The 17,024-nt window shown below is 48.4% G+C and carries 13 protein-coding genes; 4 read left to right on the top strand and 9 right to left on the bottom strand.

Annotated features, from left to right (window positions below; all coding sequences use genetic code 11):
• Positions 1 to 100: 100 nt before the first annotated feature.
• The 4 genes from B0H98_RS11645 to B0H98_RS11630 form a co-directional block, all read right to left on the bottom strand.
• The gene (locus B0H98_RS11645; protein WP_106375228.1) at positions 101 to 856 is read right to left on the bottom strand and encodes an amino acid ABC transporter ATP-binding protein; all 756 of its coding nucleotides are present in this window, start codon (positions 854 to 856) and stop codon (positions 101 to 103) included.
• Positions 853 to 1,521 carry an amino acid ABC transporter permease gene (locus B0H98_RS11640; RefSeq protein ID WP_106375227.1) on the bottom strand — a complete coding sequence of 223 codons (669 nt, stop codon included), beginning with the start codon at positions 1,519 to 1,521 and terminating at the stop codon, positions 853 to 855. Before B0H98_RS11640 ends, B0H98_RS11645 begins: the two co-directional genes overlap by 4 nt.
• An 80-nt stretch (positions 1,522 to 1,601) precedes the next feature.
• A complete protein-coding gene (locus B0H98_RS11635) occupies positions 1,602 to 2,393 on the bottom strand; it encodes an amino acid ABC transporter substrate-binding protein (protein ID WP_106375226.1) in 792 nt (263 codons plus the stop codon).
• A gap of 245 nt (positions 2,394 to 2,638) precedes the next feature.
• Entirely contained in the window at positions 2,639 to 3,316 is a 678-nt protein-coding gene (locus B0H98_RS11630) for a hypothetical protein (protein WP_106375225.1), read from the bottom strand.
• 334 nt (positions 3,317 to 3,650) lie between these two features.
• On the opposite strand from B0H98_RS11630, the gene B0H98_RS11625 reads away from it, so the two are divergent.
• The 4 genes from B0H98_RS11625 (at position 3,651) to B0H98_RS11610 (ending at position 9,398) form a co-directional block, all read left to right on the top strand.
• Positions 3,651 to 5,600 carry a methyl-accepting chemotaxis protein gene (locus tag B0H98_RS11625; RefSeq protein WP_106375224.1) on the top strand — a complete coding sequence of 650 codons (1,950 nt, stop codon included), beginning with the start codon at positions 3,651 to 3,653 and terminating at the stop codon, positions 5,598 to 5,600.
• Between the two features lie 730 nt (positions 5,601 to 6,330).
• On the top strand, positions 6,331 to 7,431 hold the full coding sequence (locus B0H98_RS11620; protein ID WP_106375223.1) for a DegT/DnrJ/EryC1/StrS family aminotransferase: 1,101 nt from the start codon (positions 6,331 to 6,333) through the stop codon (positions 7,429 to 7,431).
• Between the two features lie 67 nt (positions 7,432 to 7,498).
• A complete protein-coding gene (locus B0H98_RS16985; RefSeq protein ID WP_146130252.1) occupies positions 7,499 to 8,614 on the top strand; it encodes an ATP-grasp domain-containing protein in 1,116 nt (371 codons plus the stop codon).
• Positions 8,604 to 9,398, top strand: coding sequence for a DUF1698 domain-containing protein (locus B0H98_RS11610; protein WP_106375221.1), 795 nt, complete (start codon positions 8,604 to 8,606; stop codon positions 9,396 to 9,398). The genes B0H98_RS16985 and B0H98_RS11610 overlap by 11 nt, the downstream gene beginning before the upstream one ends.
• Positions 9,399 to 9,430: 32 nt before the next feature.
• Here B0H98_RS11610 and B0H98_RS11605 read toward each other — a convergent pair whose 3' ends face one another.
• The 5 genes from B0H98_RS11605 to B0H98_RS11585 all read right to left on the bottom strand — a co-directional run bounded on the left by B0H98_RS11605 (position 9,431) and on the right by B0H98_RS11585 (position 16,993).
• Positions 9,431 to 12,403, bottom strand: a complete 2,973-nt coding sequence (locus B0H98_RS11605; protein WP_208623611.1) for a glycosyltransferase — start codon at positions 12,401 to 12,403, stop codon at positions 9,431 to 9,433.
• A 344-nt stretch (positions 12,404 to 12,747) separates the two neighbouring features.
• The gene (locus B0H98_RS11600) at positions 12,748 to 13,641 is read right to left on the bottom strand and encodes a flagellin N-terminal helical domain-containing protein (RefSeq protein WP_106375219.1); all 894 of its coding nucleotides are present in this window, start codon (positions 13,639 to 13,641) and stop codon (positions 12,748 to 12,750) included.
• Between the two features lie 204 nt (positions 13,642 to 13,845).
• Positions 13,846 to 14,709: a flagellin N-terminal helical domain-containing protein gene (locus tag B0H98_RS11595; RefSeq protein ID WP_106375218.1), complete on the bottom strand. Its 864-nt coding sequence runs from the start codon at positions 14,707 to 14,709 to the stop codon at positions 13,846 to 13,848.
• A gap of 271 nt (positions 14,710 to 14,980) precedes the next feature.
• Positions 14,981 to 15,832, bottom strand: coding sequence for a flagellin N-terminal helical domain-containing protein (locus tag B0H98_RS11590; protein ID WP_106375217.1), 852 nt, complete (start codon positions 15,830 to 15,832; stop codon positions 14,981 to 14,983).
• 270 nt (positions 15,833 to 16,102) lie between these two features.
• Positions 16,103 to 16,993 carry a flagellin N-terminal helical domain-containing protein gene (locus B0H98_RS11585; RefSeq protein ID WP_106375216.1) on the bottom strand — a complete coding sequence of 297 codons (891 nt, stop codon included), beginning with the start codon at positions 16,991 to 16,993 and terminating at the stop codon, positions 16,103 to 16,105.
• Positions 16,994 to 17,024: the final 31 nt, after the last annotated feature.

The raw sequence follows: 17,024 nt of genomic DNA, 5'->3' as shown, positions 1-17,024 counted from the left end.
CTGATTTGACTGCCCGCCCACGGGTCTTGTCTGAGAGGATGGCGTAGTCTATCACGCGTAAAGCCGCCAGGCTAGCGGGTATCACGCCCCTCGGGGGCGCTCAGGGCAGCGGCTGGCCGGTGGGCGCCAGTATCTTGCGCAGAAAACGCTGCGTGCGCGGGTCTTTAGGTGCGGTGAAGAGCTCCTCAGGCGGGGCCTGCTCGATGATCTGCCCTTCATCCATGAACACCACCCGGTCTGCCACATCCCGGGCGAACTGCATTTCGTGGGTGACGATAATCATGGTCTGTTGCTCGGATGCCAGTTGCTTCATCAGGCTCAATACCTCGCCTACCCACTGTGGGTCCAGCGATGAGGTCGGCTCATCAAACAGGATCACATCCGCGTTGGCAGCCATGGCGCGCCCGATGCCGATACGCTGCTGCTGACCACCGGAAAGCGCGGCCGGATAGGCATCACTCTTGTCGGCCAAACCGATACGCTCGAGAATCTCCCGGGCGCGGGCATGGGCCTGCTCCTTGGGTATCTTGTCGACCACGATCATGCCTTCGCTGATATTCTGAAGCGCCGTCTTGTTGGCAAACAGGCCGTAGTTCTGGAACACGAACGCCGTACGCCGACGCAGCTTCAGTATGTCCGAGCGGCTGGCGCGCTGTGCATCGACTTGTACATCGCCCACGGTAATACGCCCTGACTCCGGCCGCTCCAGAAAGTTGATACAGCGCAGCAGGGTGGATTTTCCCGTGCCCGAGGGGCCAATGATCACGATGATCTCGCCCCGCTCGAGCGTCAGGTCGATATCGGCAAACACGTTCTGCTTGCCAAAGCGTTTGGTCACCGCCTCAAGGGAGATCATCGTTGGTAAGCCCTGTTGAGATAAATTTCCAGGTGCCGCTGCCCCCAGGAAAGCAATTCCACCACCACCCAGTAGATGATCGCCACCAGCAGAAAGGCTTCAAGGTACAAGAAGCTGCTGGAGGCTTCTTTTTGCGTCGCCCCCATCAGCTCGGTGACGCCCAGCGTAAAGGCCAGCGACGTCGCCTTGATCATGTCGATGAAGTAGTTCATCAGCGTAGGGGTAGCCACGCGCGTCGCCTGGGGCAGGATAATGCGCCGCATCAGCTGCGGCTGGGTCATGCCGATAGAGAGCGCCGCTTCGGTCTGGCTGCGGTCGATCCCCACGATTGCCGCGCGAATGGACTCGGCCATGTACGCCGAGAAATGCAGCGTCAGCCCCAGAATGGCCGCCGTGACGCCGTTGATCGACACCAGCGCCTCTACCAGCTGCGGCAGACCGTAATAGAACAGGAACAGCTGAACGAGCAGCGGCGTACCGCGAAAAAACGAGATAAACAGCAGTGAAAAACCGTTAAGCAGCGGCACGCGAGTCACGCGAATCACTGCCAATAGGCAGGCAAACACCAGCGCAAACAGCATGGCGATGGTCGCCATTTGAAGGGTCAGCGGCAAGTAGCTTAAAAGAACCGGCAACAGCCCCCACATGTATTCCAGATTTAGCATGTCGGCATCGCTTATAAGCAAACGGCCGTGGGGTACCCACGGCCGAGTTCAATACGTAGCTTCACGTTACAGCGTAGCGCTTATTCCGGCTGCTGCGTGATATCTGAATCAAACCATTTTTCAGAAATCTCGCGCAGCGTACCGTTCTCGCGCAGCTCGGCAAGCGCCTCATTCACCCGGTCACGCTGGGCGTTACCCGCATCGTCATTGCGGAACGGCAGAGCGTTTTCAATGACCGTAAACGGCTGACCGGCAAGCTCCAACGGCAGACCGCGCTCCTTGATGACTTGGGTGGCACTTACCCGGTCCATGATAAAGGCGTTGATCCGCCCGATCGCCACATCCTGCTCCACGTTGGACTCGTAAGTGCGGATATCGATCTCATCGGCATTGGGCAGTTCACGCAGCAGCTGCTCGTAGTTGGAGCCCAGGTTGACGGCAACGGTTTTGCCAGAAAGATCTTCCACGCCGTTAATGGTGTCATTACCGGCGCGGACAACAACCTGTGCACCGTCATACACATAGGGCGCGGTAAACACGTATTTGGCCTCACGCTCTGGGGTGATAGTGATCTGGTTGGCAATGGTATCAATGCGCCCGGAATCCAGCATGCCGGCAAGGCCCGAGAAGCTCGCGGTCACGAACTCGACATCGTCACCGGTGATCTCGCCTACCGCGTTGAGCACATCCACTTCGAAACCTTTCAGCTCGTCGCGCTCGACAAATGTAAACGGAAAATAGCCCCCGGACATGCCCACCTTGAGCGTATCCGCCTGGGCTTGAACGGTGGCTAAGCCACTTGCCACGCTCAGCGTGAGCGCCGCGGCCAGCTGGGTCAATCGACGGGGTGTGATTCGGCGTGTACGTGTCATCTGCTGATATCCTCGTGGGCAAGCTTGGCCTGCCGTGTTCGACGGTTAACCGCTGTCACTCATGCCTGAATGCGTGTCAGCTACAAGCGCATCATAAACACATAAAAGAATATTAAAAATAGTTTTTATGCATCATGGTTATTAAAAACAGCATCAACCTCAAGCGTGCAGCGTCAATGTTCCTGAAGGAAAGTGTAGACGCTGAACCGCGATGGCGTGAGCCAGGGCCATAAGGCGCCGGCTGGCTAACCGGTAATATTCTTGAACGTTTTGGATGAAGCGGGCTTTCGCTCGGCATCGAGTATATCGCCACCCAAGGCAGCAAATTCCTCGCCCAGCGTGATCAGCTTGCCCAGTTGCACCTTATCAAACCCGCGCTTGCGCTTGAGCTTCTCGACAATCAGGCTTACCCCGCTCAATACGCTCGCTTCATCCAGAAAGGCTTCGGCCGAGGGCATGACGCCCGGCGGGTAGGCATTGGCTACGCGCACCGGGTTTTGCGGAGTAACGCCCGCTATCAGATACACCTGTAGAGAAGCATCGTAACTTGCTTCCCAGGTATTCATCAGGGCCTGAATCTTTTGGTTAAGCGCTATATCCGGTTGATTAAAGACCACAAACAGACAGTAAGAGGCGATTGGCGTAAGGTCGGATGTCGCCAGAGCCGCACCATCAAGAGCTACTTCTGGTTTCGCTTCAGGTAAAGCGTTTTCAGCAGAAGACTCATCAGCCACGGTAGGCGAAGCGCCACCCAGTTTACTGGGGCTTGTTTGATCCAGGGTCAACCCGGCACCAGACGAACTGGCGGCCAAGCCCAACGCTTCTTTCTTGCAAAAGTAGAAGTAGCCAACAATTATCAGAGTATTAAAGCTTAGCCAGCCAGCGGCGATGGTCAGGCTAAGTGCCAGCGTGTGTGGATTCATTGCTTATTTTCCGCCATTTTGATCAAGCAAGCAGTATCAATAAGCTGAAGCAAAAAGCAATTTCAGTCAGCTTAGCAATTAGTGGAAGAGAGTTATTTAAATTTAATTAAACATTGCCAAGAATACCGCTAGCTATTCTGTAACATGAGCTCACTATAATTTTCTCTTAAATAAATGATCCTGATCACTTTTTATTCTAAATAATTCAAATGAGACTTTAGTCAAAATATTACCAGTCGATAAGAATAAGGCACGCCAGTGCTCGCCATTGTTCTGTTTACTGCCCCTACTCCCTCAAACGTCATGAATCACTCTTCTACTGTGAGAAAACATAATGCTGCAGGCACTACACCGTATTTCCATAGGACGTAAGTTCGTTCTGGTTTTAGCTTTGCCGTTGATAGCCATGGCGTGGTTGGCGGTATCAGGTATTTTAGAGCGCAAGGCGCTTGTCTCGGAAATGAGCCACCTTCAGGAAATGACGGTTCTGAGCCAATATGCCGGCGACCTGGTTCACGAGCTGCAGCGCGAGCGCGGCATGACCGCCGCCTTTCTGGGCAGCAATGGCCAGAATTTTCGTACTGAACTGCCCGAACAGCGCAGGCAGACGGATGAGCGGGTCAATGCCTTCAACACCTATACCCACAGCCTGAGCTTTACTGAACAGGATGCTGGCGTACAGGCGCAGGTAGAGCAGGCCAAGCAGCTTTTGAAAGACGTGACCAGCCTTCGCCAGCGCGCTGATCGCCAGGAAATAGTGGGCGAGCAGTCCAGCACCTACTACACCAGCATCAATAACCTCTTGATCAACATCGTCAGCAGGTTGACCTTCAGCGTAGAAAACGGGGAGATCGTCAGGCAGTTGAACGCCTATTACAACCTGCAGAATATAAAAGAACTTGCTGGTATAGAACGCGCCTTGTTGACTACCGCCTTTAGTACAGACGCCCTCTCCGCCACCATGTACACCAATCTTCTTTCGCTTACAGGCCGCGCCAATGCCTATACCAGCAGTTTCAACAATCTCGCCAACCAGGAGATCCAGGGCGAGCTGGCAGAAGTCTTGTCCAGTGACCTTGCAAGGAACCTGGCGGCCATGCGTGGTATTGCAGTGGAGCGAGGCATTGCCGGAAACTTCGGGGCTGATCATCAACAATGGTTCGAACAGCAGACCCGCCTGATAGATCAGCTAGGCGAGATTGGGCGGAAAGCATCAAGTGACTTGATCAAAACCGCCCAGGACCTGCGTAATCGAGCGGTCAGCGGCCTAGTGTATTATCTGGCGCTTTCGTTAGCCGCCGCGGGGATTGCGATTCTGCTTGCCATCCTGATCGTGCGCAGCATCGTGCGTCCCTTGCAGGCTGCGCTGACGAATATCCAGACACGCGGTGGCGACCTGACCCAGCGCCTGGCCGTTCCAGGAAGCGACGAACTTTCCCAGCTGTACCAGGCATTCAATAAATCAACCATTGAAACAGAAGCGTTAGTGGCCAGTATCAAACAGGGCGCGGAGTCCGTTGAAGTCGCCAGCAAGGAGATCGCCAAAGGCAATGCGGACCTGGCGCAGCGCACCGAAGAGCAGTCCGCCTCACTAGTGGAAACGGCGTCCAGCATGGAGCAGATTACCGCAACCGTGAAACAGAGTGCAGATACTGCCCAGCAGGCGCGTCGCTCTACACAGGACATGGCCCATCAAGCCAATGAGGCCAATGAAATTGCGGAACAGGCACGCATGGCAATGGAGAAAATCCATCAAGCCAACCAGAAAGTCACCGCGATAGTGGAAGCCATCGATGGTATTGCCTTTCAAACTAATATTCTGGCCTTGAATGCCTCCGTAGAAGCGGCGCGCGCCGGTGAGCAAGGACGAGGGTTTGCGGTGGTCGCCTCTGAAGTACGTAACCTGGCTAGCCGCAGTGCCGAAGAAGCCAAACAGATTCGAAAACTGATCAACCACAACGTTGAAAGTATCCAGGAAGGCGAAAACCTTGTAGCGTCCACCAGCACATCGCTAAAAACTATCGCCGAACGCGCCCAGCATACGGCCTCGCTGGTCGCAGAGATATCAGCTGCCACCAGCGAGCAGTCATCCGGCATCGAACAGATCAACCAGGCCCTGACCCAACTGGAAGAAGTAACCCAGCAAAACGCCGCGCTGGTGGAGCAAGTAGCCACCGCAAGCCGCTCGCTGGATGATCAGGCGGGGGATATGGCGGATATGGTGGGGCGCTTCAAGGTTACCGAGGAAGAGAATTCGCTGGCGTTGGCGCATCAGGGGTATTAAAGCAGCGTTCTCCAGCCAACGCGTTAAAAAAAGTTCAATGAACAGGCAGCCAACGGCTGCCTTTATTAATGAAGGTTTGACGGTACAGATTCGTGACAGCCAACTAAATCAACAAGTTTCTGATGAGCGCTGGGCGAAAGACCCATCGCAAGATCCTGCCTGAAAAAAGCCAACGACCGTCCACTCTACTTAGACAGAACCGTCAAGCCAAAGCAATTTTCGGATGAGAGATTTAAACGGTCTTCATAGGCCAATCCAGCAGCCCTTTTCAACCCTTTGATTCAGTAAAATAATGACAAAATATTAAAAATATGCTGATTTTTTTCAATCCAAAATCTTACACTAACCATACATCGGAATGATAATACCAATCATCGTGAAGCTACAAACACTCAAATATTAATAAAACCTATTTTTATGAACTGCTTTAAAATAATAAAAACAACATCATCTACTATAAAACCTTTAATCAAGCATATACGATTATTCAGAGCCCAATACATATTTCAAAGAAAAATTCTATTTGACTATATGAAAAATATATTATCATCAATTTTACATTATGGATAAATTGATATTTAGCAGAATATTCAAAAACAATAAATATGTGGCTCTATTTTTAAATAGTTATTACTCGACGCTATTTAATATTTTCTAGAAATGATGAGCAGGGCTAATATGATTTACTTTCAGCAGCAATCCTATTAATAACTTTGATTATAGGTGTTTTATGATCCCAGTAGCCAAACCTTATTTACCTAGTCGTGAAAAGTTGAATAGCTATATCGATGGCATCTATGATCGCGCTTGGCTGACTAATAACGGCCAGCTGGTGCAAGAACTAACACGCCGGCTTGAAGAGTATTTAGAAGTAGAAAACCTGTTGTTAGTAGCAAATGGTACCTTGGCCTTACAGATTGCTTATCGCGCTCTTGGTATTAGTGGGACAAGTAATAAAACAGAAGCAATTACTACACCGTTTACTTTTGTTGCCACCGCAAGCTCTCTTAAATGGGAGGGAATAGATCCTGTTTTTTCGGATATTGATGAAACTACTTGGTGTTTAGACCCTTCTCTAATTGAACAGGAAATCACTTCTCGTACTAAGGCTATCGTGCCTGTTCATGTATTTGGCAACGCTTGCGATATAGAGGCAATTGATTTTATCGCACAACGGCATGATCTCAAAGTAGTGTATGATGCTTCGCATGCTTTTGGCGTTAAGTATCGAGGAAAAAGCATACTCCGCTATGGGGATGCCGCTACACTCAGTTTTCATGCCACTAAACTGTTTCATACAGGTGAAGGTGGAGCTATTATCTTCAAGCGAAAGGAAGATTTAGAACGTGCGAAAAAGATGATTAACTTTGGCATCACTGGTCCCGAAACTATTGAAGAACTAGGCATCAATGCCAAGCTGAGTGAGTTACATGCGGCAATTGGCCTAAGCGTATTAGATGAGATCGATAATAACATTTATGCAAGAAATAAAGTTGCTGATTTTTATCGACAGCAACTATCCAATCACTATCAGCACCAAGTATGGAATAATTATGCTACTCAGAACAATGCCTACATTCCGCTAGTATTAAATACCGAAGAAAGTACAATAAAGCTAGTTAAATACTTCCAGGCTATGAAAATTACTGTTCGTAGATATTTTTATCCATCCCTGAGCAACATTCCGCTTGTACTTAAAAATAACAAAAAGACCACTATATCTGACGGTATAGCGTCTCGAATTGTCTGCTTACCTATTTATTCGAATCTTCCTGAATGCACTCTTCATGAAATAGTTAAACACTTGTTATTATTTGATGAAAAAGAATAATTTTTCAATATATATAAATTAAAACAAAAGCTTTTATTATCAATAAAGTTATTGGATAACAGATAGAATGCATATTATTATTTTCAGCGGTTATAATCAACGTGCTGTTATATCGTTTCTCCGGACTCTTAAGCAGTGCGGCGTAATACCCTCTATTATTGCTAAATCTCATGATGACCCTATCTTCAAGACTTCGTACAAAAATCAAGTTAAAGCAGTACGCACTGAAGAGTCCCTTGAAAAAAATGACATCATCTCGTGTATAGAAAAAATAAAAATGCAAACTGCGCACTCAAAATTTTTAGTAGCGCCTTCAACAGAGGCTCTTAACCGCCACTTCCTTGAGAACAGGTCTTTCTACAATCTAAACTCTATTGAAATACCTTTAGTAAATCATGATTTGTATACAGAGGTATCAGACAAAAAGAGTTTTTCTAAACTATGTCAATCAAATAATATAAAAACACCTAAAGAATACTTCAAATTTGACAATGCATCTTTACCTATAGCAGCAAAACCTATTAAATATTTAAGCGATGATGGAAAAGCCTTAAAACCGATTCTCATCTATAATAAAGATGATCTTAGAAAATTTAAAACTGACCACTACCAAAACTCATTCTACTACCAAGAGCTGGTAATAGGTCAAAGTTACTACTTACTTTATTATTTTTCAAGGAATGGTCGATCTTATAAATTTTCACAAAAAAATATAGCTCAGCAAGCAGAAGGAAAATCTATCGTAGCTGCAATTCCTTCGAAAATTCATGATGATCCTATTTCTACCCAATATGAAACCCTTTTTTGTAAAATTGGTTTTCATGGACTTATCATGGTAGAAATAATAGAGGATATAAATAAAAACGAATATTACATGATCGAAGCTAATCCGCGTTTTTGGGGTCCATCACAATTATTTGTAGATAACAATATCAATTTTTTTGAGCTTCTTCTTTACGACTACGGCGTATTGAAAGAGGAACCAGCACCCGGTTCAACTGACTTATTAACGGCTTATTATTGGCAAGGAGGCATTTCACTAGCTAAAAAAGAGGGATTGGGTATCGTTATCCACTCCCCTTCAGATATGAAAAAAAACCATACTGAATGGAAAAAAAACGATGTTTATAACCGTACAGATACTTACAAAATATTCGAGGAGGAACTAGGCTATGGCGATTAATTATGGAACTGAAAAAGAAACGCTCAAAGCACTATATCAAAAGACTAGCAAGCACTCAAACTATCAGACTTTACCTGACTGTTTAAAACATCTTATCAGCGAGAAATCAATTACTACTAAATCTCGCTTTGAAAGCGAACGCTTTGACTATATAAAGCGTATTCTTGACTTTAAAGATAAGAAAATAATGGATATTGGCGGGAATACAGGTTACTTTACATTTCAATCAATAGCAGAAGGAGCCCGAAGCGCAAACTATGTGGAAGGTAACAAAACACATGTGGAATTCGTTCAGGCAGCTTCTAAAGCATTAGAATGGAATGAAAAAATACGTATAACCTCAAAATATTTTAACTTTGAAAACTCTGAAGATGATGAAAAACATTTCGATATAGTGCTGTTATTGAATGTTTTACACCATTTAGGTGACGACTATGGTGTTGAAAAAAGCATCTCAACAGTGAAATCTAAAATCATCGATCAACTAAATTCTATTGCCAGCATTACCCACTTTTGTGCTTTCCAACTTGGATTCAATTGGAAAGGTGATCGTGATATGGGGTTATTTGAAAACGGACAAAAGCGAGAAATGATAGACTATCTAGTTAAAGGAACGCAAAACAACTGGAATATTATTAAAATTGGTATTCCTGAAAAAATCAACAACAAAATTGTCTATTGTGATGCTAATAATGAAAATCTTGATAGAAAAGATAGCCTAGGCGAATTCCTCAATCGTCCATTGTTTATTTTAGAGTCCAAGCACAGTAGCGCTCTTAGTTAAGCATCCCCCCAGCAGAGCTGGGGGGAACCACTTTACTTGTCGTTCTCTTTCAAGAAGTTTCGAGATTCTTTAAAATAGTAGTCTGAAAGCTCTTTTCTAGATTTTCTTTCATGATATTTACCAATCCAGTAAAAACTATTACCTAAAATAGTTCTTTTTTGATTTTCACTTCTGCTAGACCATGTTGAATCAGCATGAAGTCTATACGCTGCTGGCTTAATGTCCTTTATAAACACACTTTCACCGTAGAGCCCTAACATAGAGATAAGAAAATTATCGCCATTGACAACGGTTCCTTTCTCTTTAGGAAACTTATTGAAAACCTTTCTAAACATCATCGAGAGTGTCAATACAAAACAATTATTCCGAAGCAACTCATTTCTTGAAAAACTTTTAATCATATGCTCAGGAAGTTTAGAATCCCTAACAATCTCTTTATCTTTAAAAACAAACGCATTGTGATGAGTAATCACGCATTCAGCGTTTTTTTCCATGTATTCAAATTGAACTTTGAGCTTATTAGGGTCTGTCCAGTAATCATCTCCCTCACAGATAGCGACATATTTACCTTTTGTCAATGGCAAACAAATATCCATAGGCTTTTTGTTTTTTGAATACTGATTTACTTCCTGAAAAATTGGTCGTATAAGTTCAGGATATTTCTCAGCGTAATGTTTAATTATTTCCTGTGTTCCATCCGTGGATGCATCGTCATGGATAATCAATTCAAAAGGAAAGTCAGTCTTCTGCGCAATGATGCCATTAATAGCATCTTCTATATAATTTGCATGATTATAAGTAGCACAGATGACACTGACGACTGGCTCACCCTTAACGTGCTCATCCTGCGGGATCGGAGGGCCTGCTGGTAGTGGTACCTGAGACTTTGGCACGGAAACCTTCGGCAAAAGCTTCTGTGCTTCAAGAAACTCTAATGCTTTTTCCTGGCTAACATCGGCCATCAACTCAAACGCAATATCATGGGCACCAAAACAGGTACTCATGATAAAGGCAAGCCTTGTCTTGTTTTTATCACTTAGTTCTGACGTGCGCTCATGACTGGGCAAAAATAGTACATCTGCACTTTCTTGTTCCGTAGCGCAGGGCGACACGGCATTCAGATTTTCCGGTAAATGGCTGTAGTGCTGAATGTTGTGCATGCGGTAAAAACGGAAGCCGTTACGGCTGGCCCAATGTTGCAACTCGGCAAGGCTAGGCTGTTTTTTATGGGTAAGCTGGAAGGGGATACGGGCTTGGATCACTAACGTATCGGTAAGCGACTTTTTACCATGCTCCAATATCGTCATGGCATCACTTAACTCATCAAGAATTAGCCAATCAAGGCTGTCCAGGCCATTAATGCTATCCAGAGCGATGGTACTGATAGGCAGTTCAGCCAACGCTTGTGTACCTAAGTGATGGCGTTTGGGCAGCTTCTCAGCCGGTAACGGCGCTAGCGTACTGGTCATCTCAGGAGCCACACAGGCATGCAGCGTGGCCGCGTTTCCATCGCCTAGCAGGGCATGCTGAAACAACTGGATAGTGTCGCTGCCTTCGTACTGTTTGGCCTCCTTGATTTCGCTGGCAGGGTCAAAAACAACGATTCCAAATGCCTCTGTTGCTACCATCTGCTCTGCCAGGCCACTTTTGATCAGGCTTGCTCGATTATCGAGCACCACAATCTTGCCTTTGATTTGCCAAGTAAAGTCATCGGTAAGCCATAGCTTATTGGCTTGTGGCACCTGACCTGGTTGATTCACTGATTGATGGCTAATCAACTGCTGAAGCGAGTTATCGACTTTGAAGTCTGGCTTGGTTGCCCGGCCGCTTAAGCGCTGACGGTGACGCTTTTTCTGGGTAATGGCGAACTCTTTATTACCCGCGCGCAGCTGCGCTAAAGGTGATAAAGCAGAAAGCAGACGCTCCGTGGCACGAGCAATATGATGCTTCTCTTTACCGACCTGCCTGGCACGAGCAACATACTCCTGGTAAAGCGTTTCGTCGTCATAAAAGCGGATCACTGCATCCACTAGTGGTTGCAGCTCTTCGTCGCTAAGCAAATGTTGATAGGGCTCTTCATAGCAGGCATCCGGAAAATCAAACGCAATACCCGCGTTGCCGATCATTTCGGGCATGCCACCACGATTGGTAATAAGCGCCGGGATTCCATTGAGCATTGCCTCGGCCAGTACTCGTCCTGAGCTTTCCCACCACAAGCTAGGGGCAACCAATACTCGAGCACGACTATAAGGGGCGCGCATGTCGCTGGTATTGGCCGTTAAGGTAACGTTGCTTAAAGAGCTTCGCTGCTGCCCCATGCTTCGCATGGTTTCTCGCAGTACGGCTGGCCAGTCGGCACGAGCCTCTACCACTTCAAGTTCGATGTCAGGTCTTTTTTGCCCTAACCTTTCTGCCAGCTGTATAAATACGCTAGCGCCCTTTTGCCAGCTCGGGTTCACGAACAGTACACGCTTACGCTCGTGATGCTCCGCAATGAAGTTTTCAGGAGCAATAAACTTGCCGACGGGTTTAGCCGCGAAGCCTATTGTCTTGCGGTACATATCCGCTGTAGCTTGGCTGTCAGTAAGAATAAGGTCGACATCGCGGCACCAGCGAGGCGCTTTATAGTGTCCGTTGGCCAGGTAGAAGGCGACTGGGATCCCTCGATCACGGGCCTCGTCAGCAATCAGCATATCAAGCGTCTGACCGCCGTAGAACCAGACGATATCTGGTTTAAAGGAGTCCAGCACGTAGAGATATTGACCGTACCATAGCCCTTCTTCATGGGTTGTGAAGTGATTACGGTTATAGCTGTAGCTCACCACCAGGTTATGCGTTAATGGTCCATCTACCGCTTCGATCATTTCGTGTTGATGAGCGCTCAGATTCGGGTACTGCTCTTTTAGCTTGCCCATGCCCTTGGGGTTATCAAACACGGTCGCGCCTAGTACCTGAACCTCATAGCCATTGGCTACCAGCTGCAATAGCATCTGGCGAACGGTCATGCTGGCCCCACTGGAGGTATCCAGTAAGCAGAAAGGATTAGCCCATAATAGGCGAGGCTTGCGTTTTTGATTCGCAGGTACAGAGGAGGACTTGACCATGAAGCGGGCTCACACGGATAGAGGGTAATTTACCTATCCTACTATGCTAGTGCTCTGTGCAAAGGCGTGAATGCAGCAGTATTTAAGTAGATATTCTCTCGATCATGCCATTCACTGCCTACGCCAATTATTTTATCTAGTTATCAAATAACTAAGGTGAGCTACCCAGGGCCAAGCAGGTACAAATACAAAAAAACGGGGCCTATTGGCCCCGTCGTTATATTTTAAATACTACTGTCAGGGTATTAACCCAGCAGCGACAGCACAGACTGTGGCGTCTGGTTGGCCTGTGCCAACATGGAAGTACCCGCCTGCTGAAGAATGTTGGCACGGGTCATGTTAGACACTTCCACTGCGTAATCGGCATCTTCAATGCGCGAGCGTGCTTCGGAAAGATTGGTTTTCGTTGTCGCCAGGTTATCAATCACGGAATCGAAACGGTTAAGCGTAGCACCCAACGTTGCGCGATTGGTATCAAGTGTTTTGGTAGAAGCATCGACCGCATCAATGAGGTTCTGGAAATCGCTGTGCGTTACCGCGCCAGAAGCCCCCGTGCCGGTCAAGGTGGTCGCGCCGGAAGCGGCGGTGAGAGCACCACTGGAACCGGTTACGAGGCCCAGACCGCTAGTAGTTGCATTAATCCGTGAAACGCTGATGACATCTTCACTATCGGTGTTGGCACCCACCTGGATTTTCAGCGCGCCGGTAGTACTGCCGCTGTCTACGTTCAGCAGACTAGTGCCGTTGAAGTTGTTACTACCAGCGACACGATCAATTTCTGCCAGACGCTCATTAATTTCAGTCTTGATGGCTGCGCGGTCATCAGCGGTGTTGGTATCGTTAGCGCCCTGTACCGCCAGCTCACGGATACGCTGCAGGTTGTCGTTGATCTGATCAAGACCGCCTTCCATGGTCTGCACCAGAGAAATACCATCACTGGCGTTACGGCTCGCTTGATCCATACCCTTGATCTGGGCAGTCATCTTGTTAGCGATGGCTTGCCCCGCGGCGTCGTCCTTGGCGCTGTTAATGCGCAAACCGGAGGAGAGACGCTCCTGAGCCTGAGCCAGCATGCCCTGAGACTTGCTCAGGTTATTCTGGCCGATCATGGAGGTAATATTGGTATTGATAACGGACATGATAGAGCTCCAAAGATTCAATGGGCCTTGTGGCCGACTCAGCGGCGCTTTTATCGCCGTTATTATAATTAACGGCCGTTAGTCCCGATTCTTTAGCTATTTGTCCAGTTTTTCATGTAAAAAATATCAATTTAAAACGTAAAACGGGGCCTAAAAGGCCCCGTCATTAGCTTCATTAGCGAAACATTACTGCCTACTGGAGTATTAGCCCAGCAGAGACAGTACAGACTGAGGCGTCTGGTTGGCCTGTGCGAGCATGGAGGTACCCGCCTGCTGAAGAATGTTGGCACGCGTCATGTTCGATACTTCCACTGCGTAGTCAGCATCTTCGATGCGCGAACGCGCTTCAGAAAGGTTAGTGGTCGTGGTTGCCAGGTTATCGATGACAGAATCGAAACGGTTCAGCGTAGCACCCAGGGTGGCACGGTTGGTGTCCAGAGATTTTACGGCAGCATCAACAGAGTCGATCAGGCTCTGGAAGTTGCTATGCGCACCACTCGCCGGGCCAGCGGTAAATGTGGAGCCGGACATGCCGCCGCCAGACAGGCCAAGACCACTCACAGTCGCATTGATGCGGTTAACAGTAATAACGTCTTCAGAATCAGTATTGGCACCAACCTGAATATTCAGCGCAGTAGTAGCACCGCTAGCAACGTTCAACAGGTTAGTACCGTTGAAGTTGTTGCTGCCCGCAACGCGGTCAATTTCTGCCAGACGCTCGTTGATTTCGGTTTCGATGGCTGCACGGTCATCGGCAGTGTTCGTGTCGTTGGCACCCTGTACCGCCAGCTCACGAATACGCTGAAGGTTGTCGTTAACTTGGTCAAGACCGCCTTCCATGGTCTGAACCAGAGAGATACCGTCGCTGGCGTTACGGCTAGCCTGGTCCATACCCTTGATCTGGGCAGTCATCTTGTTGGCGATGGCCTGGCCGGCAGCATCATCAGAAGCGCTGTTGATACGCAGGCCGGAAGAGAGACGCTCTTGCGCCTGTGCCAGCATGCTTTGTGAAGAGCGCAGGTTGTTCTGGCCGATCATGGAAGTGATGTTAGTGTTGATTACAGACATGTAAATGCTCCTCAGAATTTAACTGGCCTAGCGGCCTGCTCAGCGGCGCTTGCATCGCCGTTGTTATAATTAACGGCAGCAGCGCCCCTTTCTTTAGAAAATAAGCCTATTTTTGTGTAAGAAAAGGTAACCATGCTGCTGGCTTCTTATCTGTACCAAATGCTTTTGCTGTCGATACAGGCTACCTGTTACTTATAAAAGAGCGGTATATAAAAAACGGGGCCTGCTGGCCCCGTCGTTACGGTCATTCGCGAAACGTTTGTCTAGGTTATTAGCCCAGCAGAGACAGCACAGACTGAGGTGTCTGGTTAGCCTGTGCCAGCATCGAAGTACCCGCCTGCTGAAGAATATTGGCACGGGTCATGTTGGATACTTCCACCGCGTAGTCAGCATCTTCGATGCGCGAACGCGCTTCAGAAAGATTGGTGGTCGTTGTTGCCAGGTTATCGATTACCGAGTCAAAACGGTTAAGCGTAGCACCCAGAGTGGCACGGTTCTCATCCAGTGTTTTGACAGCGGCATCAACATCATCAATCAGCGTACGGAAGTTAGCGTGTGTTGCGTCAGCACCAGAGTTGCCAGACAACGCTGCTGCTGAACCGCTAATACCCAGACCCGAGGTAGACGCGTTGATTGTATTAACAGTAATAACGTCGTTATCGGAAGTATTAGAACCCACCTGAATGTTGAGTGCTGTAGAAGCGCCACTGGCCAGCAGTTTAGTGCCGTTGAAGTTATTGCTACCCGCGACACGATCGATTTCAGCGATACGCTCGTTGATCTCGGTAGTAATGGCGGCACGGTCATCTGCAGTATTAGTGTCGTTAGCGCCCTGTACCGCTAGCTCACGAATACGTTGCAGGTTGTCGTTGATCTGATCAAGACCGCCTTCCATGGTTTGAACCAGGGAGATACCGTCGCTGGCGTTACGGCTCGCCTGGTCCATACCCTTGATCTGTGCAGTCATCTTGTTGGCGATGGCTTGACCAGCAGCGTCGTCAGAAGCGCTGTTGATACGCAGGCCGGAAGATAGACGCTCTTGTGCCTGAGCCAGCATGCTTTGTGAAGAGCGCAGGTTATTCTGGCCAATCATGGAAGTGATGTTAGTGTTGATGACAGACATGTAAGTGCTCCTCAGAATTTAACTGGCCTAGCGGCCTGTTCAGCGGCGCTTGCATCGCCGTTGTTATAATTAACGGCAGCAGCGGCAATTACTTTAAAAAATACCTGCTTTTTTTATCGCTTGCCCTGCATGAGCGGCTCACCGCGCCGGTGAATTCTGATGCCCCCCGCTGCAGGTGCTCGATGCTTTAAGAATGACAGTCCCAAACAAAAAACGGGGCCTACTGGCCCCGTTTTTGGATTCATCCAAGCAACATAACCGCCTAGGCTATTAGCCCAACAGAGACAGCACAGACTGCGGGGTCTGGTTGGCCTGGGCCAGCATGGACGTACCGGCCTGCTGAAGAATGTTGGCACGCGTCATGTTGGACACTTCCACTGCGTAGTCAGCATCTTCGATACGCGAACGCGCTTCAGAAAGGTTAGTCGTCGTGGTCGCCAGGTTGTCGATAACCGAGTCGAAACGGTTGAGCGTAGCACCCAAGGTGGCACGGTTGGTGTCGAGTGACTTGGTAGCGGTATCTACTGCATTAATGAGTGTCTGGAACTCAGCGTGAGTTGCGCCGCCAGAAGCATCAGCAACGTTGAACGTGCCCCCTGCTACTGCTGCAGCAGCAGCACCAGATGCTGCCGTTTCCAGACCCAGGCCACTTACGGTTGCGTCGATTCGTTGAACCGTAATAACGTCCTGATCGGTAGTGTTGGAACCGACCTGAATATTCAGTGCTGCACCAGCGCCACTGGCTACGTTCAGCAGGTTAGTGCCGTTGAAGTTGTTGCTACCCGCAACGCGGTCGATTTCTGCCAGACGCTCGTTGATCTCGGTAGTGATGGCGGCGCGATCATCGGCAGTGTTCGTGTCGTTGGCGCCCTGCACCGCAAGCTCACGAATACGCTGAAGGTTATCGTTGACCTGATCAAGACCACCTTCCATGGTCTGAACCAGAGAGATACCGTCGCTGGCGTTACGGCTAGCCTGATCCATGCCCTTGATCTGAGCAGTCATCTTGTTGGCGATGGCTTGGCCGGCCGCATCGTCAGAAGCGCTGTTGATACGCAGACCAGAAGAAAGGCGCTCTTGTGCCTGGGCCAGCATGCTCTGCGAGGAGCGCAGGTTGTTCTGACCAATCATGGAGGTGATGTTGGTGTTGATTACAGACATGGAAGTGCTCCTGGAAATTTGTCTGGCCTAG

The sequence above is a fragment of the Vreelandella songnenensis genome, assembly GCF_003002925.1.
Classification (GTDB): Bacteria; Pseudomonadota; Gammaproteobacteria; order Pseudomonadales; family Halomonadaceae; genus Vreelandella; species Vreelandella songnenensis.
This window is presented reverse-complemented; position numbering and strand designations above follow the sequence as displayed.